Annotated in this window: 20 protein-coding genes; 10 read left to right on the forward strand and 10 right to left on the reverse strand. The window is 44.7% G+C overall.

The genetic code is table 11. The features are described 5' to 3' along the window. Positions 1 to 12: 12 nt before the first annotated feature. Genes MUK70_RS29130 through MUK70_RS29140 form a run of 3 tightly spaced genes read right to left on the reverse strand, consistent with a single transcriptional unit; the run spans position 13 to position 4,446 of the window. A complete protein-coding gene (locus tag MUK70_RS29130; RefSeq protein ID WP_234657926.1) occupies positions 13 to 846 on the reverse strand; it encodes an ABC transporter permease in 834 nt (277 codons plus the stop codon). Position 847: 1 nt separating this feature from the next. Then, on the reverse strand, positions 848 to 1,930 hold the full coding sequence (locus tag MUK70_RS29135) for a hypothetical protein (protein WP_234657927.1): 1,083 nt from the start codon (positions 1,928 to 1,930) through the stop codon (positions 848 to 850). Beyond that, a complete protein-coding gene (locus tag MUK70_RS29140) occupies positions 1,930 to 4,446 on the reverse strand; it encodes an SLBB domain-containing protein (protein WP_234657928.1) in 2,517 nt (838 codons plus the stop codon). The genes MUK70_RS29135 and MUK70_RS29140 overlap by 1 nt, the downstream gene beginning before the upstream one ends. 269 nt (positions 4,447 to 4,715) lie before the next feature. Between MUK70_RS29140 and MUK70_RS29145 the strand changes: the two genes are divergently transcribed. Together MUK70_RS29145 and pheA are read left to right on the forward strand one after the other, a co-directional pair. Further along, positions 4,716 to 6,587: a DNA topoisomerase IV subunit B gene (locus tag MUK70_RS29145; RefSeq protein WP_234603795.1), complete on the forward strand. Its 1,872-nt coding sequence runs from the start codon at positions 4,716 to 4,718 to the stop codon at positions 6,585 to 6,587. A gap of 98 nt (positions 6,588 to 6,685) precedes the next feature. Beyond that, positions 6,686 to 7,759 (forward strand): prephenate dehydratase, encoded by a 1,074-nt coding sequence (gene pheA, locus MUK70_RS29150; protein WP_234603794.1) that lies wholly within the window; start codon positions 6,686 to 6,688, stop codon positions 7,757 to 7,759. A gap of 45 nt (positions 7,760 to 7,804) precedes the next feature. On the opposite strand, the gene MUK70_RS29155 is transcribed toward pheA, so the two are convergent. The 3 genes from MUK70_RS29155 to MUK70_RS29165 are packed head-to-tail and all read right to left on the reverse strand — an operon-like array spanning position 7,805 to position 11,280. Beyond that, a complete protein-coding gene (locus tag MUK70_RS29155) occupies positions 7,805 to 9,946 on the reverse strand; it encodes a hypothetical protein (protein ID WP_234657929.1) in 2,142 nt (713 codons plus the stop codon). Between the two features lie 57 nt (positions 9,947 to 10,003). Then, the gene (locus MUK70_RS29160; protein ID WP_244784571.1) at positions 10,004 to 10,666 is read right to left on the reverse strand and encodes a hypothetical protein; all 663 of its coding nucleotides are present in this window, start codon (positions 10,664 to 10,666) and stop codon (positions 10,004 to 10,006) included. A 2-nt stretch (positions 10,667 to 10,668) separates the two neighbouring features. Beyond that, positions 10,669 to 11,280, reverse strand: coding sequence for a DUF4136 domain-containing protein (locus tag MUK70_RS29165; RefSeq protein WP_234657931.1), 612 nt, complete (start codon positions 11,278 to 11,280; stop codon positions 10,669 to 10,671). Positions 11,281 to 11,470: 190 nt separating this feature from the next. Between MUK70_RS29165 and MUK70_RS29170 the strand changes: the two genes are divergently transcribed. From MUK70_RS29170 to MUK70_RS29180, 3 genes are all read left to right on the forward strand, one after another. After that, positions 11,471 to 12,028: a DinB family protein gene (locus MUK70_RS29170; protein ID WP_234657932.1), complete on the forward strand. Its 558-nt coding sequence runs from the start codon at positions 11,471 to 11,473 to the stop codon at positions 12,026 to 12,028. 214 nt (positions 12,029 to 12,242) lie between these two features. After that, entirely contained in the window at positions 12,243 to 12,920 is a 678-nt protein-coding gene (locus MUK70_RS29175; protein WP_234603787.1) for a response regulator, read from the forward strand. Beyond that, positions 12,917 to 14,287, forward strand: coding sequence for a HAMP domain-containing sensor histidine kinase (locus MUK70_RS29180; protein ID WP_234603786.1), 1,371 nt, complete (start codon positions 12,917 to 12,919; stop codon positions 14,285 to 14,287). Before MUK70_RS29175 ends, MUK70_RS29180 begins: the two co-directional genes overlap by 4 nt. Positions 14,288 to 14,445: 158 nt before the next feature. Here the strand turns inward: MUK70_RS29180 and MUK70_RS29185 are convergent, their stop codons facing one another. From MUK70_RS29185 to MUK70_RS29195, 3 genes are read right to left on the reverse strand one after another with little or no spacing between them, the layout of a single operon-like run. Then, the gene (locus MUK70_RS29185) at positions 14,446 to 15,534 is read right to left on the reverse strand and encodes a mechanosensitive ion channel family protein (protein ID WP_234657933.1); all 1,089 of its coding nucleotides are present in this window, start codon (positions 15,532 to 15,534) and stop codon (positions 14,446 to 14,448) included. 4 nt (positions 15,535 to 15,538) lie between these two features. Continuing rightward, the gene (locus MUK70_RS29190) at positions 15,539 to 16,357 is read right to left on the reverse strand and encodes an N-acetylmuramoyl-L-alanine amidase-like domain-containing protein (RefSeq protein WP_234657934.1); all 819 of its coding nucleotides are present in this window, start codon (positions 16,355 to 16,357) and stop codon (positions 15,539 to 15,541) included. 53 nt (positions 16,358 to 16,410) lie between these two features. After that, positions 16,411 to 18,150: an alpha-amylase family protein gene (locus MUK70_RS29195; protein ID WP_234657935.1), complete on the reverse strand. Its 1,740-nt coding sequence runs from the start codon at positions 18,148 to 18,150 to the stop codon at positions 16,411 to 16,413. A gap of 121 nt (positions 18,151 to 18,271) precedes the next feature. Here MUK70_RS29195 and pgmB point away from each other — a divergent pair, with 121 nt between their 5' ends. The 3 genes from pgmB to MUK70_RS29210 all read left to right on the forward strand — a co-directional run bounded on the left by pgmB (position 18,272) and on the right by MUK70_RS29210 (position 23,696). Then, entirely contained in the window at positions 18,272 to 18,928 is a 657-nt protein-coding gene (gene pgmB, locus MUK70_RS29200; protein WP_234657936.1) for a beta-phosphoglucomutase, read from the forward strand. Between the two features lie 38 nt (positions 18,929 to 18,966). After that, positions 18,967 to 21,282: a glycoside hydrolase family 65 protein gene (locus MUK70_RS29205; RefSeq protein WP_234657938.1), complete on the forward strand. Its 2,316-nt coding sequence runs from the start codon at positions 18,967 to 18,969 to the stop codon at positions 21,280 to 21,282. A 137-nt stretch (positions 21,283 to 21,419) separates the two neighbouring features. Then, complete coding sequence (locus tag MUK70_RS29210; protein ID WP_234657939.1) at positions 21,420 to 23,696, forward strand: tetratricopeptide repeat protein; 2,277 nt, start codon at positions 21,420 to 21,422, stop codon at positions 23,694 to 23,696. Positions 23,697 to 23,798: 102 nt separating this feature from the next. Here MUK70_RS29210 and MUK70_RS29215 read toward each other — a convergent pair whose 3' ends face one another. Beyond that, positions 23,799 to 24,188, reverse strand: a complete 390-nt coding sequence (locus MUK70_RS29215) for a response regulator (protein ID WP_234657941.1) — start codon at positions 24,186 to 24,188, stop codon at positions 23,799 to 23,801. A 248-nt stretch (positions 24,189 to 24,436) separates the two neighbouring features. On the opposite strand from MUK70_RS29215, the gene MUK70_RS29220 reads away from it, so the two are divergent. Next, entirely contained in the window at positions 24,437 to 24,751 is a 315-nt protein-coding gene (locus MUK70_RS29220; protein ID WP_234657942.1) for a YtxH domain-containing protein, read from the forward strand. Positions 24,752 to 24,807: 56 nt separating this feature from the next. Then, positions 24,808 to 25,119: a hypothetical protein gene (locus MUK70_RS29225; protein ID WP_234657943.1), complete on the forward strand. Its 312-nt coding sequence runs from the start codon at positions 24,808 to 24,810 to the stop codon at positions 25,117 to 25,119. The last annotated feature ends 74 nt before the right edge of the window (positions 25,120 to 25,193 follow it).

Consider the following 25,193-nt stretch of genomic DNA (forward strand, 5'->3'; position numbering starts at 1 on the left):
AATGTAATTATTTCAGATATGATCCACGAAAGTTTTTTCTTTTTTACGGAAATAAATCAAAGACAATATCAATATCGAAAAGGAAATTATTGTCGTCGAGTAAAGACTTTGGGGATTAAAATATGCTTTGTCACCCAGCAAGCACCAACGAAAACCATCGATAATACCAACCAGGGGATTCAGGTTATAATATTTTTCAAACCATGTTCCTTTTGCAAGTGTGCTGCTGTAAGCAACTGGCACGGCGTACATTCCAACTTGTACTAAAAATGGAATTAACTGACCGATATCCCGAAAGCGAACGTTCAAAACCGCAAAGAACAGGCCAAACCCCAAACTTGTAATAAATGTAAGTAAAATGAAGCAAGGAAGAAATACAATGTTCCAGCTTATGGGATGTTTGAAGAACAGTGTCATCACCATAAATATCCCGAAAGCGATCAGAAAGTCAACAAAACCGACAGCTATGGAGCTCAACGGCATCAGCAGCCTTGGGAAGTACACTTTGGAAACCAGATTCCCATTAATAAGGATACTGTTGCTGATCTGCGTAAATGTATTCGCAAAGAAAGTCCAGATTGTGAGTCCGCTCAGAACCATCAGCGGGTAGGGGACGCCAGGATCACTTTTGATTTTGGCAAGATAACTAAAAACAAAGACCATGACAGTCATGGTCATTATGGGTCTTAAAACGCTCCAAGCAATACCTAGCAGGGTTTGTTTATAACGAACTGAAATGTCGCGCTTTGACAAAATCCAGAGTAACTGCCTGTTGAGCCAAAGATCTTTCCAATAATCCTTCTCGGATCCGCCTGCTTTTATTGTAATTGAGTGTTGAGTTGCCATTCTATTGCTTAACTACTACTGTGGGGGTTGCAAAGACCGTCCGGAAATAAGTGAATATTAGTGCGAGCATCACGCCTACCAATGCCCCGATTTTTGCGTTCCTCTTATCTTCTGCTTTAATGTCCAACGGCACTTTGATGCCTTCAATTTCCGTAAATAAAGGCGCTTCACGAACCATGGTGACACGCATTTTTTCAGCGCTTCCCATCGCTTCATAATAAAGCGTCTGCAGGAAGGCCGATTTTCTTTCCATACTGCTGGCAGAAACCTTGGCTTCCGGTAACATTATTTGCGCGCTGTAATCCAATTGTCTTGCAAGCTTGTGTTCGGCTATGCCAAGCACTGCTGCCAGGGAGTCAGCGCGATGTTGTAATAGATTTAATGTCTTACGCGATTTTTGTGTCTGGTTTTCTGTATACATTTCCTCAACCGTTTCCAGAAGCTTTGTCACCCAGAGCCCTGCAAGCGTGCCGTTTTCCATGCTGGTTGAGAGTGAAATAAACGAAGATTTACGATCCAGGGAAGCAATTTCAGTCGCGGCGGCTGCCTTCTTAACCAACTCATTCAAGATTCTTCTCGACTTCATGTCAAGGTTCTTGATATCGCGGCTGGCGAATTGGAAGGTATGATTTTCAGGAATTTCTTCCCATTCCTTTTTCTTGATCCCGCTTGAATCAATGAAGAAGTTCGCTAGGATCATTTTCTTGCCATTCACTTCCACTTCTTTCATCAGGTTCCTTTCCAAAACCGGACGCGATTTCACGAAATAGAAAAAGTTTTCACCTGTAAAAATGTTCGCATCAGGAGCATTTCCCAATCCCAGCAACCCCGCCATATCGCCGAAACCGGACGACTGCGTGCCTGCACCAAGGTTGAACACAACCTCAGCTTCATACAAATTCGGTTTATCAATGAATGTGTCCAAGCCATATCCGATCCCAAAACCAAGGATAGGCAAGAGCACCAGCATTTTCCAGTTACGGAGAATCGCCGTTTTTACGACCAGCACTTTTTCGATAACCTCTTTCGGGGTCAGCTCATCTTCTGGTACTTGTTGTTGCGGTTGTAGTGTCGTAGTTGACATTAGTTGATTGATCGGAAGGCCAAGACTGCTAAAATTAAACTCATTACAGAACCCAAAATTCCTGTTGCGGTTTGAAGTGCCTGCTGCGGATTCAATGCAGGAGCGGCTCTCTGCGGAACGAAAATTTCGGAGCCCGGTTCAACTTTCGGATATACATTGAAGAACAGGAATCTTCTTGTTCTGTCAACATTTCCATTAGGATATTTAATATAAGAGCTTTTTCTCAATGACTCCGTTGTGAAGCCGCCGGATTGCGAAATGTAGTCAGAAAATGCCATTCCCTTTCCAAATTTTACCGTTGTGGGATACAGGACCGCCCCGTTGACTTGCACTGTTTCCAGTCTTTTTGGAATACGGATAATGTCACCCTCCTGAACAATCAGGTCTTCAAACGAGCCCGGGCTTTTCAGGATATTTTTAAGCTTGATCCCTATCGATTCTTCTTTCACATTTGGAACATCACCAATGATCGTTCCTGATTTGATGCTCTTTTCAGTCTGTTCCGCCTGATCGAAATCAGTTGGTTCATCCAGTTCTCTCACCAATGTTCTTCTCAGCAATGTGGCTCCTTCGGGGTAGGCCAGTTCGGTTAAACCGCCGGCTCTTTTGATGACATCACTGATTTTATCATTTTTATTCACAATAGTATAAGGACCTGCGATAAGCACTTCGCCTTCCACAAATACAGTTTGCTGCTCGACATAGTTAGGTGACTTACGAACAGTTACCTGGTCAAAAGGCATCAACGTAAAGTTGCTTCCTTTGCTGTTCAGGGACAGGTCACGGTCCACATCAAACTTGAAGACCTCCGAAATCTGCGCATTTGCAGCTCCTGCAATACTATTTCTTTTTCTTCTGATCACCTCGATTTCGGACGTGTAAGCAGATTCTTTAAGTCCTCCCGCTTGAACCAGAAGATCTTCGAGGGTCATATTGACCGTGTAAGGGAATTTGCCTTCGTTCTCGGTAATCTTCGTATTATTTACTTCTCCATTTACACTCACAAATGCCGTTTCGGCCATGTCAAATTTGGAAGGGACAATGACTCTGTCCAGCCTGGTCAAAATAAGGTCAGGCGTAACATTGTTCAGGATATCCGTGTAATTGATCGATATGCTTTCCAAAACCAGATCCTGGCGTGTTCTTAATACACTCACACGTCCTACGAATGCATCTTCGCGCAAGCCTTGCGCATTGTCGATCAGTTGTTTCAATGATGGGCTGTTATCCAGTGCATAATCACCCGGCCGCATGACGGCGCCTTCAACAGTTACTATATTTTCAAAACGATCCAGAACCGTTTCGACATTTACAGAGTCACCGGTTACTATTTCGAAATTTTCGTAATTGGCTTCTGCTACATCCAGTATCTTACGTTCTTTTGACGTGATCCTTTGCACTTTCAATCTTGCGCGGTAAGCTTTATCATTAAAACCACCGGAATAACGAAGCATATCGCCTAATTTCTCTTCTGGTTTAAGCTCGTAGATGCCCGGGCGTTTTACCATCCCCGCTATTTCCGCTCTTTTCAGATAGTAGCCAACCACCACATTATCATTGTCCTGAACACGTATATCACCATCGATTTTACCATTAACAAGGTAATCATAAATGTCAATATGCGACACAACTTTACCTTGGCGAACTACCCGCACATCACGGAAAGATCCAATTTCGTTTGGTCCGCCAGCCTGGTAAAGTGCGTTAAACGCAGACGACAATGAGGACACCTGATAAGTTCCGGGATTGATCACTTCTCCTGTTACAAAGACCTTTACGGTGCGTACATCGCCAAGGGTTACCATCAATTTGGTCCTTGCCGTTTCACCACCGCTGCCAATGAGACCAGGCGTAAATTTAGAGAACTTGTCAATTAATATCTTGCGGACTTCCTCAATCGTACGCCCCGCCACATATACATTACCCACGCGGAGCAACGAAATAAAGCCGTCTTTTGTAACTGTGACTTCGTAAGTGCTTTCTGCGTAGTTGTAGATGAAGATTTTAAGCTCATCACCAGGGCCTACAATGTAGTTTGTGGGCGTTGCGATCTGGAAATCCGGGATGGCATCAAGGTTTTTATCTGCAAAAAGAGAATATCCGTAGATTTTCTGGCGGAAAGCTTCTTTTTCCTGATCTGCCTCGGAAAGCTGAGAAGATGTGGTGTCGTTTATTTTACTTTGATTCGACTGGTCACCCGTTTGAGCCTTTTGGTCAGCCGCGGCTTTTCCTTTTTCAGTTCCCTGCCCCTCAGCATTTTGCTGAGTACCAGACTGTTGTTGATTGTTGGCACCAGGCTGATTTCCCTGTGTATTCCCTGAATTTCCCGCGTTGCCAGCATTGCCCGCATTACCTCTCGGCGCACCGCTATTGGTTCCGCTTTGAGGCGCAGTGCCGGTAGGAGCGGTTGGAATGGATTGGGGAATTCCCTGAGACAGGGATGGCAACGAAATAACTAAACAGAGGAGATAAAGGAGAATGCTTTTATAACTTTTTGCCAATTTGATTCTGTTCATATGAAGTAATATTGTACTATTGAAATGCCTGCAATTCATTAAAACTATATATAAGACTAGCGTTTTTGAATTTTGAATATGAGCATACTTACTTATTGGATGTGTATAACATGGCAAAGTAAATTAGATTTTTCCTATTTTTAAAGAATTTCTAGTAATCGGGGCCATGCTATTTTCGTGTAAAGTTATAACAGGGTAACGACAAATGTCCTAAATTATTAAAATACAATATTTAAAATCAACAATCGCCTTCAAAGGGATCGTAATTTATGGAAAGTACCAACGTGCAATATGATGAGGATAGTATAAGGTCACTCGATTGGAAAGAACATATCAGATTGAGGCCAGGGATGTATATTGGCAAGTTAGGGGATGGTTCTTCGGTGGATGACGGGATCTATGTTCTGGTAAAGGAAATCGTTGATAATTCAATCGACGAACATATGATGGGCAACGGAAAAACCATAGAAATCAAAATTTCCGAACACCGGGTCGAAGTAAGGGATTATGGACGGGGAATACCGCTTGGAAAGGTTGTAGACTGCGTTTCCAAGATCAATACGGGTGGAAAATATGATTCTGGCGCATTCCAGAAATCAGTTGGTTTGAATGGTGTCGGAACAAAGGCGGTTAATGCACTTTCACAGTATTTCAAGGTGCAGTCATTCCGGGAAGGCAAGAGTAAAAATGCTGAATTTGCACAAGGCGCGCTTGTGAACGAGTCCAAGGAAATACAGACAAACCAGCGTAACGGAACGCACATCGCCTTTGAGCCGGACGGTGTGATTTTTAAGAATTTCCGTTACATTCCTCAGTATCTGGATAATATGATCTGGAATTACTGTTATCTGAATGCGGGCCTTACCATTAATTTCAACGGGCAAAAATATATTTCCCAAAACGGCTTGCTTGACCTGCTGCAAAGCAAATCTGACGCGGAGTCGCTGCGCTACCCGATTATTCATTTAAAAGGAGAGGACATTGAATTTGCCATGACGCACGGCAATCAATATGGAGAGGAATATTATTCTTTTGTTAACGGCCAATACACTACGCAGGGCGGAACGCACCTTGCAGCATTTCGCGAAGCCGTTGTAAAAGCGGTTAGAGAACATTTCAACAAGGACTATGCACCGGAAGATGTGCGTTCGTCGATCATTGCCGCCGTGGCCATCCGCGTGCAGGAGCCCGTTTTTGAATCCCAAACTAAAACCAAGTTAGGGTCCAACACCATTACGCCTGATCCGAACAGCACCACAGTTCGCACATTTGTCAATGATTTTGTAAAAGAAAGGCTTGATAATTACCTGCATATGCACCCGGAATCGAGGGACGCATTGAAAAAGCGGATCGAACAGTCTGAAAGGGAGCGGAAAGAATTGGCAGGCATTAAAAAGTTGGCCAATGATCGTGCCAAGAAGGCAAATTTACATAATAAGAAACTGAGAGACTGCCGCTTGCATTTGACAGACCTGAAAAATGACTTTCGCTACGAAACCACATTGTTCATCACAGAGGGAGATTCGGCAAGCGGTTCAATCACCAAATCCCGTAACGTTCAGACACAAGCCGTTTTTAGTTTAAGAGGTAAGCCTTTGAACTGTTTTGGTTTAACAAAAAAAGTCGTTTACGAAAACGAGGAATTCAACTTGCTTCAACATGCACTCGACATTGAGAACGGCGTGGAAAACCTGCGTTTTAACCGCATTGTGATTGCAACGGATGCGGACGTGGACGGTATGCACATTCGTTTGCTGCTGATGACGTTCTTCCTTCAATTTTTCCCGGACCTCGTCCGTAACGGGCATCTGTTTGTGCTGGAAACGCCGCTTTTCAGGGTCAGGAATAAAAAAGAGACCATATATTGTTATAGCGGGGAAGAGAAGCAGAATGCTGTGAACAAGCTGGGCAGCAAACCCGAAATCACCCGTTTCAAAGGCCTCGGCGAGATTTCACCGGACGAATTCGGAAAATTCATTGGCGAAGACATGCGGGTGGAACCGGTAATCCTGCAAAAAGAAACTTCCATTCAGAAATTATTGAGCTATTTCATGGGTAAAAATACGCCTGAACGCCAGCGTTTTATCATTGACAACCTCAAAACAGAAAAGAACATTGAAGAACTTGCGCTCGCAGTATAGCTGACCGTTTGTTTATCTTTGCGCGCAAAAAATAATATTAGGAGTGTCAGGTCTCTAAATCGTTACTTGACCTCCTGATACATAATAATCACCGTCCAGTGGAATTACAAGACCTAAGAAACAGGATAGACTCACTTGACGATCAGTTGCTTAGTATTTTGAATGAGCGTATGGAGCTCGTTAAAAAAGTAGGTGACCTGAAACGTTCGTCCCAGTCTATCATTTATCGCCCCGAAAGAGAAAAGCAAATCCTGGACCGCCTCGAAAAGCGCAACGACGGTTTGCTGACCAGGCAGGCCATTGACGCCATATTTTTCGAAATCTTCGCCGTTTCCCGTAACCTGGAATTGCCGGAAAGAGTGGCATATCTGGGACCGGAAGGCAGTTTTACACATCAGGCAGCCGAAGGGCGCTTCGGTGGCATGAGCGAATATCTGGTGCTGCCAACCATTCATTCCGTATTTGAGAGTGTGGAGACAAGCCGCGCCAAGTTTGGCGTCGTGCCAATTGAGAATAACCAGGAAGGCATTGTGATCGAAACAGTAGATTTTCTCCGTGAAAAAAACCTGTCCATTGTCGCCGAAGTGCTTTTGCAGGTGCATTTCACATTCGCATCGCAGTCCGATTCGCTTAAAAACATTCGCAGGATCTATTCAAAAGACATTGCATTCCGGCAATGCGGAAAGTTCATTAACGAATATCTGGAAGGAATGGACATTGAGCTGATCCCGGTTGAGTCTACTTCAAAAGCTGCGAAAATGGCATCGCAGGAAGAGGACGCTGCGGCGATTTGTTCCTCGATCTCCGCAAGGCTTTTCGGCGTTCCGATCCTTTTTGATAACATTGAGGACAGCGACCAGAACAGGACGCGGTTTTTGATTTTGGCCAAAGATTTTGTCAACATTAAAAGTGATGACGACAAAACGACCATTATTGCCAATTTGCCCAATACAAACCGCCCAGGTGTTTTGTACGAGTTTTTAAAAGACTTTAACGATAGGGGGATTAACCTTACAAAAATTGAAAGCCGCCCGTTAAGGGGAACCGCGACATTCAGAGCGTGGTTTCTGGTTGAGTTCCTGGGACACATAGACGATCCGATGGTGCAGGAAATTATGCATAAATACGGTTCGCACCTGAAATGGCTGGGAAGTTATATCAGGGTTTCTTAGAATAAAAAACAATTGCCGGGGGCTCAGGCCTCCGGCAATTGTTTTTTATTTTAATGTGCCTCTGTAAAGCGAAGGCCAATTTCCATACAATTCAATGGAAGTTTCGGAACCGTCCGGCAACTTGACTTTCAATACGCGGTTCGCGGTAGGGGACTGGAACGAATCCACACCCAAAACAACGATCTGGTTTCCTTTTACAATGGAAGTTACAAACGGCTCTTTTTTGTCAATGGCGAGCAAAGCCTGCTCTTTTTTGGGCTGAATCCAGTTGCCGTTTAATTCAAAAGCGAGGTCTTTATTGGTTCCGCCGACAATCACGTCTTCCACTTGCTTAGCCATCCAGTTTCCAAGTGAATAATACTGAGTAGGATAGTCCCAGTAGTAAGCCGCATCGCGACCCGTCGATTTCTTCCCGATCTCCGACTCGGGGGTTTTACCGTCTGCCGGATACCATTCATGTCCCCAGGACGAGGCATCGGAACCCACTTTATAAGCATTAGGATCTTTGCCGCTCGGGCCGCTGTCGTGCCACAAATAATAGCCGTCAAACATGATCAGGGAAAAAAGCGACATGCTTAAAGCCTGACTTGCCGGCATCGTTTCCAGCTGGTTCATTACCAATTCGCCTTTTGGATCGGTAAGCTGATAATTCCAGGGCACAATCGGATCACTGTAAAGCGGCATATAGCGGTTCCAGCCAAAAAAGATGAGTTTATTGTCTTTCTGATAAGGAATGAGCTTGTTGATCCGCAAAGAATGGATCGCGGAAAGAAGAACAAAATTGTTAGGCGTGTTCCCTTTTTCATCCTTCACGAACATGGGTTTGGGATAAACATCTATGGGCGTAGCATTAAAAAGGTCATGGAAACTATCTCCATTGGGTAATGCTTCGAAATTGGAATTGTTGGGCTTGGGGTTATTGTAATCGTCCATCAGCTCCTTCGGATTTTTACCGCCCATTGTGTTAATGTGCGGATTGGTGTAAGCACCGCCGCCCCAATAATCCATCAGGTACATTTCCGGATGGTTTTTTCGGATCGTTCTGGCAAACCAGATCAATCGTTGCTTCACTTCCGGAATGTAATGTTGGTTCCAAAACTCGAAATCCAGGGCATAAACGCCAAAGTTGGGAACGATAGCCCGGCTTTCAACATCCGACTGTGATAAGGAAGAGAACCACTTTTCATCCTTATCGCCAAAGTAATTGGGCGTTGCGGTGTAATGCATCCGCGGCGCCGGCGTGTCCTTGCCGTTATATAGATAATTAATGCCGCGTTTGTAATAATTTTCCGTTGGGACGTAATCATTTAGTTGGTATTGCATGACCAATTTGCCCTTAATCGGCTCAAATTCGGGGAATTTTGTATCAAAATCAACATTAATCGTCCGCGATGGCGAGAACCACTTCGGAATCTCTATACGGGTTAATTTCGTGTCCTCTTTTGCGCCGGGATTTCCTGAAATCCAGATATTTTGCTGCCTGATGGAGCGGTTTCGCATTTTGTTCCACCAATCATTATAAGGCGCATCGATCCAGCGGGCAGTAATGGAATACAAATAGCCAGGCTTTGCCTCAATGCCGTTTTCCAGGCCTTTCACTTCAATACCGTCGATCATGACGACTTTCGTGCGGCCGTCGTCATAATTGCCGAAATCTTTTAAATGCAGCTTTCCGTTTGCCATTATTGGTCTCACATCCAGCCAGTTGTCCTTACTTCCCTGCCTTATCCAGCTTTGGGGATCTAAGATTTCTACTTTTTTGTTTTTATCAAATTCAAAAGCAGCCGAGGTCTCGCAGCCAGGTTGCCCCAAGCTGATAATTTTAATCGTCGCCGGGCCGGTTTCGAGAGCCAGAGGCATAGTGGAAAGCCAGATCCCGAAACGGTGCGGGACTTCTTTGAATTGAATTATTTTGCCTTTTTGCGCTATTTCAACATTATAAGGAGAAAGCCCGCTGGCATTGGCGGCCAGCTCGAATTGCATTTCCTCGCCAATTTGTTTGTATCGCCGCACCACCAGGTCGCAGGCGGACGAAGACGAATCAATTGTTCTTGCAACCGGATAGGCTTCCAGTTTCGGCGGATAGCTCCGGCCTGTCGTTGGGCCAAAACGGTTCCAGAGCCAAAGGCCGGACCCCGTCAGAAAAACTAATAATGCGGTAATCCAAAAGAATGTTGATTTTGACAAAATGCTGTTGTTATTGGGCACAGATTATTCAGGATTGATGAAAAGGATCAGACAAACTTACCACCACCGATAGAATAAACCAATTGACCCATTCACAGAAGAGATTCCTTTGTCAATGTATTCGTGCTTGTAAGAAACACCGTCGTACTTAACCCGAACGTCCACACCGAAGGCTCCGTCACGCTTAAAAGGAAACTTTGAACCCACGCCTACACCATATTTAGGCCGTACTTTCTGGTCCTGAGAGGCCAGGTTGCCGTAATATAATGTGTAATCCAAAATGCTGACTCCACCGCTCAGCTGCACGTAAGGCTGTATGGTCGAAGTTTTGGGGAGAAAGTGATAATTTCCAAAAATTTCAACGGGATATTGAGAAACAGTGCGCGTCTGAACAGCCGAAAGCGTTTCTTCCCCATTCTGATACAGCGCTCTCGGAATTCTTTTTTCAAAATAGGTTGAGCCAATTTCCCCGCCGACGGAGATCGGGGAATTTCTCAGAACCCATTCGATAGAAATAGAATAGTTTTGAAAAGAGGCTTTATCAATGTAATTATCCGAAAACGATCCCAACGGCATAGCGCCCATCAGTCTGGCAGTGGCCAGGTAGTGCGTGTAGCGTTCAAATGGTGAGGGAAGTGTATAAAGCTTAGGCGCCGGTTCCTGCGCGTAAGACGAAAATCCATTTATTACGAAAAGGGCAATGATTATGATTTTTTTCATTTCTAATTAATTTTTAAATAACCCGACTGACCAAAAATAGAGTCAACCATTGTGTCCACATATTGTCTTTCTCCGATTCCCGCGCCCCGGATTTGCGCATCCCAGACCACTTTGAAGGTTTTGTCTACCGTATTCGGGTTTTTAAAATCCAGCATGGAAATCAGCCAGTAACTTTCGCTGGTTTGGTAATACTGGTAGTAATTTGGATAACCGTAACCATATCCGCCGCCGCCCCAGTAGCCGCCATAATAGGACGACAATGGCTGCTGGACAACATTCAAATACGTGTTGGTAACCCAGCTTGCGTTAATGCCGATGTCTGGCTTGCTTTTTGGGCTGACATATTTGTAGCCCAATTTTTCCATGTTGGAAATGATCCGGATCAGAACATCCCGGTCCAGTTCGGTCAATGCAGTGCCTGCCTGTCCGTTTTCAACAACCAACACAGAATCGACGATGCTGAACGTTTTGTATTGCGTATAATTGGCCGCTTTATCGTGATTGGTGATGTAAACGAGGGTTTCTTCTGTTGACAAATCACTGATCGGATCTTTGGAGCAGGACATCAATCCTATTCCTGCCATGAGTATGAACAATGAAGCTTTTTTTAACATGTTTATTTCTAGTATTTAAATATGATAATTAAACGAAATTTGAAATTGAACATTTTATTTTTCGTTATTTCTCGGTCCAATTTTTTAGTTTTAAAATGTTACAGATATTTTTCAGGACTATTCATCAAGTAAATTGGTTGCAGCAAAACCGCAAATCATTTAAACCCCGTACAAAATCGGTTGGATATATATGGAAACAAAAGAAGAGATTTTAAGGATTATAGATGTACTCAACGACACCTATGAAAGTGAAGAGGCCTGGTATGGTCCGTCCGTTGTGGAAGCGCTGCGCGACGTTACGCCAAAAATGGCCGAGGTAAGGCTGAGCAGCAACACGCACTCGATCGCTGAGATCGTTTACCACATGACTACGTGGCGGATATTCGCCGTGCGCAAAATTCAGGGCGATGCGGAATTTGACATAAAAACATTGGATAAGGATTGGAAAAAATTTGCGTTGGTGGACGAGTTTGAGTGGGAAGCCATTCAAATGGAACTCAGCCTTTCGCAGGAAGAATTGATTTCAGAGCTTGAAAAAATAGAAAGTGACAGTTTTTTGGAAGAGCCAGTGCCAGGCAGGGATTACAGTTATTATACATTGATTCACGGCGTTATCCAGCACGATGTTTACCACGCAGGACAGATTGGGTTGATTAAAAAAGCAGTCAAAGGAATGCGTCTGGAAGAGGACGATTACAGCACATTTGATGACCGGTCGGACTTGGATAATGGAACTGACTATTACTGAAATGGTTATATTTAATTTTGCAAAAAGGCCAAGTGGCCTATGTTTTATAATAAATAATTTATATTTTGCATTATAATAGAACGATGTTGTAGATACTTGCAAGCGTTCTAATGGTGTGGATATAGACAAAAAGGCTGCCCGATATATTCGGACAGCCTTTTTTTAAAGAGAAAATCTGCAACATTTGGCAAATAAAATTGCTCACCAATCATATATGAAGATCTTAATCGTCGAAGATGAACCCAAGTTGGCAGGATTTCTGAAACGGGGCCTTGAAGAACAGTCTTGGGAAGTAGAATTGGCATATGACGGGCAGGTAGGGAAGAAAATGGCGTCAAATTATCGTTTCGATGTCATTATTCTTGATGTAAACCTGCCGTTACTGAACGGATATGACCTCGCCCGCCAGCTCCGGCACGACGGCCTTGCCACACCGATCCTGTTCCTGACCGCGCTGGGAACCATTGATGACAAGCTGGACGGTTTTGAAGCCGGAGCAGATGATTACCTGGTTAAGCCATTTGAATTCAGGGAGTTAATTGCACGTATCAAAGTTCTATCCCAAAGAAACAGCAACCGTGAACAATCCAATCAGATCCTAAGCCTGGCTGATCTCGAACTCAATCTGGACGAAAAAGTGGCGCGCCGCGGCGGAAACCGCATTGACCTCACCGCCAAGGAATTTGCATTACTAGAATATTTAATGCGGAACAAAGGCCGCGTGGTGTCGCGTGTAGACATAGCCGAACAAGTTTGGGATATCCGCTTTGATACGGGAACCAATGTGATTGATGTTTACATTAATTTTTTGAGAAAAAAAGTGGACAAGGATTATCCCGCTAAGCTGATCCACACCGTAGTGGGTATGGGTTACATCTTCAAGGAAGAATGAATATCAAGTCCCGTCTGACCTTGCTCTTTACCATGCTGGTGGGTTCCATCATGGCCTTATTTTGCCTTTCTGTTTATTATTTCTACGATCAATACAGGGAAAAACAATTCTATTCTTTCCTCAATGAACGCGCACAAACCATTGCCCAGTTGGTAGAAGCCAGCCAGGACATCAGCAAGGCGGACATTGAAAAGATTGAAAAAGAGAACAATACGATTTTTCTTAATGAGGAAATCACCATTTACGATGGGAGCGACTCGCTGATATTTACGGGAGGGAACGAGAAATTTACATTATCCAAAACAATTCTGGCAGAAACGAGGGCGGGACGGGAAATTCGTACGAAGCACGACAAAAAAGAAGCAATTATCATTCGCCATATCTTGCAGGATCACAGGAAGCCCTGGGTTGTAATGGCTGTTGCCAATGATGTGCCCGGTATGAACCAGTTGAAGCGGCTTCGCGAAATATTGGTTATCGGATGGCTTTTATCCCTCATTCTGGTAGGGGTTGCGGGCTGGCAATTCGCCAATGATGCCATTAAGCCCGTTTCAGACATTATTTCGCAGGTTAACAACATTTCAGCGGGAAATTTGCACGAGAAGGTTACCGTAGGAAGGGAAAAGGATGAGCTTGCTGCACTTGCACAAACATTTAACCAGATGCTGGGCCGACTCGAAATTGCATTTATTGCTCAAAAAAACTTCGTTTCTCACGCGTCACATGAGTTGCGAACCCCCCTGGCGCTCATTATGAGCGAAGCCGAGCTAAGCCTGATGAAAGATCGCGCGAGCGAAGAATACAAAGTGGCGCTGAAAGGCATCTGGTCGGAGGCAAGAGAAATGAATGAGCTGGTTAGCAGGCTATTGGAGTTGGCCAGAACCGAAGAACAGGCTTTTAAAGTTACATTTTCCAAGATTCGCGTAGATGAAGTGCTCTGGCAGGCGAAGGCTTCCGTGCAGCAGAAAAATCCGGGTTATGAAGTGCACATCCATTACGACCAAATCCCGGAGGACGAGGAACAATTGAAGCGATATGGGGACGAAAGCTTGCTGAAAACGGCGTTTATGAACCTCATGGATAATGCTTGCAAGTATTCCAACGATAAGACTGTCAATGTGTTCCTGAAAATTCAGAAAGATCTGATTCAGATTGACTTCAAGGACGTGGGCGTCGGCATTGCGGCTAACGAACTGCCTTACATCTTCGATACTTTCTACAGGAGTGCCACCACAATCAGTAAAGCAGGTTATGGTATCGGCCTGGCATTGACCAAGCGTATCGTTAACATGCAGGGTGCCAGCATTGAAGTGGAGTCGGTGCTGGGTTCCGGAACTACGTTCATGCTCAAATTTCCTCCGTTTTAACGCTCTTTTAATCCGGTGTTAATGTGTATTTAACACCCTGAAATGTCATTTGCATTGTAGTAAGCAAATGGCTATTCCGCGCAGTATTAAAATCTTTAAATTGAGTTAGGTGAGTAGTAAGAAAAGAATGGCTTCCGAATATTTCGGGGGCCAGTTTTTTATCGGTTAAGCTTCGTTTCGGGCAGCATACTTTCCTGTTTTTGCACCTCTTCGATCCGATGACTTGGCAGTGCTTCCGGATATTCCTGTGAAATAAATTCAATCATTTTCTCCCGCACAAGGCACCGCAGGTCGAATGTCTGCGAAGAATTCCGTGCAGACATTAATGCTCTCACAACCATCAACTGCCCTTGCGTATCCGTAACCTGCAATGCCCAGGATTTACCGTCCCAAAGGGGCGTTGCATCCAGGATTTCTTTTAGTTTTTCCCTCAGTTTAGGGACAGGTGTCAGGTAATTAAGCTGGAAAAAAGCCGTTCCGATCAGTGCGCTGTCGTTGCGTGTCCAGTTTTGAAAAGGTGTTTCAATAAAATAAGTGATCGGCAGCACGATCCGGCGCAAATCCCAGATATTGACAACTACATATGTCAGGTTGATCTCTTCGATACGTCCCCATTCACCTTCAACAATCACAACATCATCTATCTTGATGGGCTGCGTAAATGCAATTTGAATGCCTGCCATGAGGTTGGCCAGCGATTTTTGTGCAGCAAAACCAATGATCACACTGAAAATCCCAGCCGAAGTTAGAATCCCTACGCCATATTGCCGCACGCTCTCGAAGCTTAGTAACAGGATAGATATGCCAATTATAATGATGAGGATAATGACAATCCGCTTCACAAACTTGATTTTCGTGAACAGGCGCCGCGCCTGGTTGTTGTCCGGCGTGCTGAAATCGAGCTGATCGATCAGGACTTTTTCGATAATGATGACAATGCGTGTCATTAACCACGTCGTTACCACGATCAAAGCCACTTTGCTGATCGTAAATGTCCAGTAATAGTCTTTATGGGTTAAAGAGTAAGTTTTAAGTGTGGCGGTAACGAGTACAAGCGGGATGAAGAAATATAAAACGCTCGTTAGGTTTTCGCGAATGGCCCTGATCGCCTGCCACTCTTTTTTAGCAGCGGTAATTTTTATTATATTAATAACTATGGCACTGATTATCAGTCCGATTATCAGCGCCGGCAGCACAATAAGCCACGGCGAATTCCGATAATCGAGCATGTTTAAAAATTCGTTCATTGGATCAGATATCGTTGAGTCGCGCCACGATCATGCCCGTATGCTTGGGGACCGAGGCCACGTATTCGGCGAGCGGAACACTCGTCATAATCACCTTTTTGCCCGTCAGGGAAGCGTGGATCAGGTAAGCGCGGCTGCCAACTTTGGAAATGATGCCCATATGGTTGACATCAAGCCCTTCCACAGAGGACGTAAATGCAACAATATCGCCATCGTGCAGCATAGGCTCTGCCTTTTGAATGCCGGACTTGGGAATGTAGCTGTGCTCTCTCGCGTTAATCAGGCCTTCTTGCTCACGCACTTTTTCCCACACGGCTGTTTCCGCCATGGACGGATACAAATTCGCATGGTTGGACATGAAATTAATTTCTTTTTTATAGGGAATGCCGCCCACTTTGGCTGTAATGTCTTCCAGCCGCCCGCGCTTTTCATTTTCATACATCCAGTCCAGCACGTAATGCAGCCTGGAAGGATAGCCGTCAATGACTCCGTCACGATAGCGCAGCTTGGTCAGCTCATTTTTAAAGCCTTCGTAAGTCGGATTTTCTGTTTTCGCAACAGCCAGCGCCACTGAACTCTCCACAAGGGTCGTGCAGTCCAGTCCGTCAAATTTGCAAACGAGCCGTTCTGTCGGATTTCCTTCCAATGTTCCGGCGACATAAGGCGTCCCCAGAAACGATTCCCCCATGCGCAAAACCTGCGTCCCGATATCACTGCTCTCCGGTAAATCCATTTTTTGTCCAAAAACCTTTTGAACCGCCAGCTGTGCAAATGACCCTGTTGACGACATGAGAAAAATGGATAGAACTATAACTCTGATCATGCTTAAATTTCCTTTTTTGCGTAAAGTTGCGTTTTATTTGACTCTTATCATGCTTATTTCAATTCAATTTCATAGACCGATACCGAGTTGGGCGGCAAACCAACCTGAACACCAGTTGACGTAATTTCGTTGGTACGCAAGCTTGGTGAAGGTGAAAACAAAGGGAAAACCGGTTTCAATCTGTAAGCCGACGTGTTACTCAGTTTTAAAGAATTTGTCCAGGCATCCTGAGGAATTTTTACGGTTGTTTCAACGGTCTTTTCTTTATCAAAATTGTAAATAAAAAGCAGCTTTTGATTGTCAGTGAACCGCAAATAACTGTATTGCAACTTTTTATCGTAGTTCTGAGATTGCCCGTCAATGTTCACATATTGTAAATCATAAAATGCTCCTGCATAAACGGCTTCATTGTTAAGTACAAAGCGATTCAACGTTTCATAGAAAGCACGCAATTTCTTCTGGTCCGCAGTGAGCTTTTCAAGATTAAATTTTCCACCGTTGACCCATTGCTGAAACTCCGTAACGCCCCAATAGTCAAATATCGTCGTCCTGCCATCTTCGCCCTGAAACCCTTCTGCCTCAACCGGATCAACACCCAGCTCCTGGCCAAAATAGATCATCAGCGGGCCTGTATGCAATGTTGCACTTAGTGTCATTGCCGGAATCGCAGCCCATGGATCGCCCGCAAAATAGCGGGATGCAATGCGCTGTTCATCGTGGTTTTCGAGAAACCGGAGCATATTTTCGCTGATATCGCCTGACTCCTGCTGCCAGATCCTCGTAATGTTTTCAACCGTTCCATTGCCTTCAATCAGGCTTCGCAAAGAGTTGTAAAGGCCAACCTTATCATACAGATAATCAAACTTACCAGTTTTGATATAATGGTGATATTCAGCGGGATTGTAAATTTCAGCAATAAAAATTACGCTTTCTTTCAGCTTCTTGATTTCGGGAATAACCCACGCCCAGAATTCTGCTGGCACCATTTCAGCCATATCACACCGAAAACCATCCACTCCTTTTTCCGTCCAGAAACGCAGGATGTCGTACATTTTCAGCCAGGTGGAAGGGATTGGATCAAAATAGCGCAGGCCACCATTTTGATAATCCACGCCATAATTGAGCTTAATAGTCTCATACCAGTCATACTGGCTCGGCTGCGCCTGGAACACGTCGTTTCCGGTTGCCTTGGCCGGTCTTTCATGATATGGCGCTGCGACCTCAACAGGCGGCTTATGGCCCTCGGGAACCACAAAGTCGTGGTTAGGGATGTAATAAAAGTTATTTTTTGGGCTAAATGAAACCGTATTGTCATCATCTTCGCCAAAATCCCGAATACCGGATGCACGCGTGTTCGAATGATATTGTCGCGCAACATGGTTTGGGATAAAATCGATAATCACTTTCAGATTCTGCGCGTGCGTCCTGGCAACGAGTTGCTCAAACTCTTCCATCCGCTTAGGCACATCCACGGCGAGGTCCGGGTCCACATCGTAATAATCTTTCACCGCATAAGGAGAGCCCGCTTTGCCTTTGACAATCAGTGGATGATCGGCATTGATGCCAAATGCGCTGTAATCCGTTAATGTTGCATGTTCCAGGACTCCGGTGTACCAAACGTGCGTAATGCCGAAATTTTTGAGAGCGGTAAGTGCTGTTTCGTTAATATCATTGAATTTTCCACAGCCATTTTCCGCCATGGAGCCGTAAAATTTATTGGTCGTGCACTGGTTGCCGAACAAGCGGGTAAACACCTGATATACTATGAACTTATCCTGGTTAACTGCGGGCATATCAAGTTAAATTATTTATAAAAATTATGTTCCCAAACCGCTCCCGGCGCGTTCTGAGACGGCTTGCAGGATTGAGCTTGGAAAATTTTACTATTTTGCAAGATATTAAATTTGAAATAATATGCCCTCAATAGCAGCGTGCCTTTTTGATCTGGACGGCGTAATTGTTGACACGGCCAAATTCCATTACAATGCGTGGCGGCAATTGGCGAACGATCTCGGATTCGATCTCACCCACGCCCAAAATGAACTTTTAAAGGGCATAAGCAGGATGGAGTCGCTTGAAATTATCCTGGCTCTCGGCGGTGTGAAACTTTCAGAAGAGGAAAAATTACAACGGGCCACAGAAAAGAACATCCGTTATCTCGCATTATGTATGCAGATGACGCCAGCGGACACGCTTCCAGGTGTTAGGGCGTTTTTGGATGAGCTCAAACATCATGGCATCAGGATTGGCTTGGGTTCGGCGAGCAAAAATGCAAAAGTCATCATGGAGCGCATTGATATGCTCTCTTATTTTGACACCATTGTCGACGGAAACCGCACTACCAAAGGAAAACCGGATCCCCAGGTTTTTTTAATGGGCGCCGCAGATCTTGCGGCTTCACCGGCCCAATGTGTTGTTTTTGAAGATGCTGTGGCAGGGATCCAATCCGCGAAAGCCGCGGGGATGCTGGCCGTTGGGATAGGGGAAAAGGCCATTTTGACCCAGGCAGACATTGTTATCCCTGGATTTTCGGATTTTCATTTCCAGGATATGGAAGCGGCTTTTGCATAAGCCGCACTTATTTATTTTTCTAATACATTTTACCCTACATGAAAAATTACATCACCCATGATGAATGGAGTATCGTGGAAAATGGCTTCCACGCTGAATACAACGAGATCACAGAAAGCTTAATGAGTTTGGGCAACGGCCGGATGGGTCAGCGCGGCAACTTTGAAGAACATTACTCCGGCAAATCATTACAAGGCAATTATGTGGCAGGGGTTTACTTTCCTGACAAAACACGTGTGGGCTGGTGGAAAAACGGTTATCCAAATTACTTCGCAAAAGTGCTGAATGCCTGCAATTGGATAGGCATTGATATCAGGATCGGGGAGGAGGTGCTGGATATGAACACTTGTGAGATAGAAACTTTCAGCCGTGTTCTGAACATGAAAGAAGGCGTGCTCGAACGAGTGGCGACGGTGAAAATGGCAGAAGGCAGGCGGATTAAAATCCATTCAAAGCGGTTTTGCAGCATGGCCGACGACGAATCAGGGGCGATCAGCTACAAGCTGACGCCGTTGAATTTTAGTGACTACATGACCATCACGCCCTATCTGGACGGCAGTATCCGGAACCGGGATTCCAATTACGATGAGTCCTTCTGGAACGAAGTGCACAAGGAGACTGGCCCTTCGCAGGGTTACCTTATCCTCGAAACAAAACCCAATCCTTACGGCGTCGAATTGTTCCAGGTTGCAACGGGAATGGCGTTCAATATCAAGCTTGATGGCCTGGAAACAGCGTACCAGCCGTTGCCGGTTGAGATGGATAGATATGTGGCTGGGACCGTAAAAGTGGAAGTGAAAGAGGGCCAGGAGCTTAGCGTATATAAGTATGGGGTTAATCTTTCCTCAAACAATTATCCAACGGAAAGCTTATTGGAAGAATGCAAATCTTACGTGTCGCGGATCTCTGAGAAAGGATTCGATCATTTGCTGGCGGCGCACATGCAGGCCTGGGCCGTAAAATGGGAACGGAACGACATTACCATTGAGGGCAACATCGCCGCTCAGCAAGCAATCCGGTTTAATATTTTTCATTTGGGACAAACCTATACAGGCGAAGACGAGCGCTTGAACATTGGTCCAAAAGGATTCACCGGAGAGAAATACGGCGGGGTAACTTACTGGGACACGGAGGCTTATTGCATTCCGTTCTATCTGTCCACTGCTGAACAAAAAGTCGCGCGCAACCTGCTGGTTTACAGGTATAAGCAATTGGATAAGGCGATTGAGAATGCCGAAAAGCTGGGTTTCTCTGACGGAGCGGCGCTGTATCCGATGGTAACAATGAATGGTGAGGAGTGCCATAACGAATGGGAAATCACTTTTGAAGAAATACACAGAAACGGCGCCATTGCTTATGCGATCTACGACTATACGCGTTACACAAGCGACGAAAGTTATGTAAATGACCAAGGCCTTGAAGTGTTGATCGCCATATCCAGGTTTTGGAAACAGCGCATTAACTGGTCAGAAGAAAAAGGGCAGTATGTGATGTTGGGCGTAACGGGCCCGAATGAGTACGAAAACAATGTGAATAATAACTGGTACACCAATTACATCGCATGCTGGACATTGCGTTATACGCTGGAAATCATCGGCAAATTATGGACGCAGGACTCCCGCAAGCTCAACGAGATCATTATCAGGACCAATTTTAGCCTGAACAGCGAAATGGATGCATGGAAGCACATTGTTGAAAATATGCATTTTCCGTACGACCAGATAAGGCAGGTTTATTTGCAGCAGCAAGGCTTTCTGGACAAGGAGATTCTGACCGTTCATGACATCGCGGGCGAGCGTCCGATCAATCAAAACTGGTCCTGGGACAGGATATTGCGGTCGTGCTTCATCAAGCAAGCGGATGTTTTACAGGGGCTTTATTTCTTTGAGGATGAATTCCAAATCGCAGACATCAAGCGCAATTTCGAATTTTACGAGCCGATGACCGTTCACGAATCGTCATTATCTCCCTGCGTTCACGCAATCCTGGCAGCGAAAATCGGGTTAAAGGAGAAGGCTTACGAAATGTATGTGCGTACCGCCAGGCTGGATCTGGACGATTACAATAATGATACGGAAGACGGTTTGCATATCACTTCCATGGCCGGCACCTGGATGAGCGTCGTGAAAGGGTTTGCGGGTCAGCGGGTGAAAGATGGAATGTTGGTTCTGAATCCGTATGTGCCGGAGCAATGGAATTCATACTCGTTCAGGATCGGTTTCCGGGGTGCACTATTGCTGATTTCCGTTTCGAAGTCAGCTGTTACAATCCAAAATTCATCGGACAAACCATTGGACATCATGCTTGGCAGCCGCCGCTTGTTCATCGACGCATTTGCTAGCATCAAAGCGTAAAAGTAGTTCTATCTTACATGATCCTATTTATTGAAAAAATTATATTTTAAGCAGATTCTATTAAACGGTTACCGGAAATATTGTAAATCTGAAAGTTAACTTGTAGGTTCGGTCTTTTGAGCCATCTTTTTTGGATCATGCTACAAAAGATTCGCCTGCTTTTTACTTCAAGTATGTTGCTGATGATGACGCTATTAACTCAGGGCGTTGCATCTGCACAAGATTTCAATGAGTGCCAGCGGATAGTGAAAGACCTGCTCCCTGTTTTTAACCGGTCTTTCGAAGAAAATAACCCTGCATTGCTCAGAGAGGAGACTTATCAGCGGGGCGTCCGCAACCTGCAGGCAGCCTACGCGCAGTATCACAAGCAAGCTTTTCAGCCATCTGATTCCGTTCAGCGCATGAACAATGAAGCGGTGATCCTGGCACTGTTGGGAAACTATCAAAAAGCGTTTCATATCATGGAGGAGCTGGACCTGAACACGCAGGATCCGCATTTGCATTACAACAGAGGTCTTTTCAGTTTATTATCAGGCAAATATGACGAAGCGAGGAGCGATTTTGCGGATGCGCCAGGCGGCACTCAGGCAACATTGAATACCCTGGTTTCTTATGCAAAGCAAAAAAAGTATGGCGAGGCAATGGGCTATGCCAATGGTAATAATGCAAAAAATACCGACGGAAAGTGGAATTACAATCTGGGGATGATCTACAAGTACAATGGCCGGTTCTCCGAAGCTGTTGACGAAATGGCCACCGCAATCCGCCAGAAAGATGAAATGGCTTACCGCTTGCAAAGAGGTGACATTTTAATGCGGACAGGCAATGAGAAGAAAGCCGTAAAGGATTTCGAAAAAGTGTCGCGAAATCATTTGAAGGCGCAGATCCGCTATGCCAACGCGTTGTTATCACTCAATCAGTTTGGTGCGGCAAAAGCAGTTTTTGAAAAATATCTTGAAACGGACGACCGCACATTCCGGGGTGATGCCTATCTGGGCATGGCGCATTCATTTTATGGCTTGAAGCAGATCAGTGAGGCTCAGCGATATTACAAGTTGGCCTCCACATTAAAGCGCGAAACACCCGCCCTCCAATCCGGAATTGGGAATACACACCTTTCGAAACACGAATATCAGACAGCTTTCACACTTTTTGACCGGGTTATTAAGAAAGACTCCACGTATTTGCCCGCTTACCTGGGCCGTGCAGTATCCTATTACGGACAAAAAAAGTATGACCTGGCGCTGAAAGATTTTAAGAAAGCAGAAAAGGCTTTAAACGAAGACAATAAGTTTTTCGCAGATCTGTTTGTCACCAAAGCGTTCTCCGAATATTATCTTAAACAAACGAACCCCGCACAGGATGATTTTCAAAAGGCCATTAAGCTGGACCCTACGCGTTATGAAGCGCTGGCAGGCATGAGCGGCATTATGATCGATCAGAAACGCTATTCCGAAGCAGGGCAATTCCTGTCGAAGGCGCTCGTGTATGAGCAAGGTTACGACCTGATGTGGAGCAATTACGGCAGTCTATTGATGCATTTTGATATGTATAAAAAAGGCTATCAGGTTTTCAAAAAAGCAGTTTCATTAAACCCGGCCAATGTCAATGCGCAGAACGGCTGGGGCATCGTACTTCTCGAAAACGACCAGCTTGATAAGTCTATGGCGTTGTTTGACAGCCTTGTGAGGGAAAAACCGGAACTGCCGTACTTACATAATAATCACGGGATCATTCAGGCGTATATTGGAAACAGGCATTCGCAGCGGCATCAGGTCGATGAGGCTAATGCAAGATATGATGGCGCATTTAATGACTTTAAAACCGCTATGGACAACGCTCCATCCAGAAAGTTCTATAACGTGAACCAAGGCAATGTTTACCGGTATCTGGAAAAATTTGATGAGGCTAAGTTGAGTTACCAGACTTATCAGGATAAAAGCGCGCTGAACAATACTGCGGTGATGTACGCAGGGAAAGAGCAAATGAAAGAAGCAAAGTATTATCTGGGCGTAGCATTGCAAATTGACTCGCTTCACCGGGTTTTTCAGTATAACATGAACATCCTGGTGAAAGGAAAACAAAAGGAAATGATGCGGCTTGTCGCTTCCTCGGACGAAAACAGCCCATTCTCGGATATTGGCATCAAGTATAGCCGCGATGGCTTTGTGACCATTTATCTCTACGATTATGAATACGACGTACTCTCCTTCCCGGGCAGACATTATATGCCGCTCCCTGTCGCGGAATATCAGGAAGACTATTTCATACCGGAGTATGACTTTAAGTTAGTTGCTTACGAAAAGAAGAAGGTCGATTCGGAAAAGAAAAAGCGTGTTCGGTATAGGAGCCAAAAAGTGAAATTACCAGGCTCACGCGCCAAATCAGGGACAAAGTGCCCGATCTTATTTTAAAGAAAGTGCTAAGATAAACTGCAAAAGGAACCTGTCTGAGAAATTTTTTCTACGAATCTCAGTCCAAAATCTACAATTGAAGTAATATTGTCTACTGTTTTGTTAAGCTTCACCTTCATTCATGTGCCCGTTGGTACTGAATATATTTCGCACTTCAACGAAGCTAATGGGTTTATCCAGAAAATAGTCTGCACCATTCTTGAAAGCCTCTTCTTTTAAGTTTGTCATGGCGCTCATCATAACGATCTTCGCACCCTGCAGCTTGTCAGCGCTTTTGATCCGCTGGATCTCGTTGATTCCTTTTCCGTCCGGTAAGTTATTATCAATGAATATCCAATCCGGATTCAGATCGTTGATCCACTGAAGGCCCTCGGACAGTGAAGAGGCTACTTTAACCGAAGCGTCCGGTGACTTAATATTTAATTGCTTTACTAGAAAATTGCGCATTAACACCCCCAAATCCTTTTCATCTTCAATAATTACAATCTTCATAGCGATGTGTCAGAAATAAAATTTTTGGTCATTGGTATAGAAGGGTTGTTAAATGTTCCCATTAAGACAGGGGCAATATGAACAGGTAGTTACAATAATCCTGCCATCCTGCGTGCCAGAAATGCCTCAGGATTGTCTAATTACTAAAATGTGATGGCAACGCCCCGCAAATCCGATGTGTAGAACCATTATCCCGTTAGGAGCAATTGAGGGATACTGGTACAGGATTTGGGTGATTGATTAGTTAAATGAATTTTTCACAATTAATGGAAAAAATTATGAATGGAAATAAAGCATTTTGGGGAATCGTAACGGCAGCGGCGGTTGGCGCCATCATTGGGTTACTTTTTGCTCCCGAAGACGGTGACAAGACCAGGAAAAAAATCAAAAAGAAGACAAATAGCCTTGCAACCGAACTGATTGAAGCACTTGAAAAAAGCAAAGAAAAGGTGTCCAGTGTAACTGGGCAGGCTAAAGAAGCAGGCGAAGAGTATAAAGATGCAGCTTGGGACAAAGCGGAGGAATATTCCGATGCTGCTAAAAATGAGATTAACAAATATTAATAACGAAAATTCCGGCATCATACAAGGTGCCGGAATTTTCATTGCTTCATCACAACATGAAAGGTTCATCAACAAATCCTGAAAAACAAGGAGAATCGAAACCGATCGAAAGTACGGTTAATTATATCAAGGAAATGTTCCTCTCCGGGCCTGCAAGCAGTTCAGGCAAGGGCCTGGAAATGGGTGTAAGTGCGATTCTTGCTAAGACTGCATTGCGCCGTCTGCCGCCACCACTGAATTATGTGGTGCCGCTGGTTGTAAAAAATGTACTCGTTAAACATGGAGTTCCGGAAGGGAGAGAGTTATTACTTAAAGGACTTCGCTGGGTCAAAAGAAATACTGAAGAGAAGCCAGTCACTTCAGCTTGAAACTGGCACATCCGAGCGTAGCATTCTGAACCTGTCGGCAACGGCAGGTTCTTTTTTTGCAAAAAAGCTGGCGG

It is taken from the genome of Dyadobacter chenwenxiniae (assembly GCF_022869785.1).
Classification (GTDB): domain Bacteria; phylum Bacteroidota; class Bacteroidia; order Cytophagales; family Spirosomataceae; genus Dyadobacter; species Dyadobacter chenwenxiniae.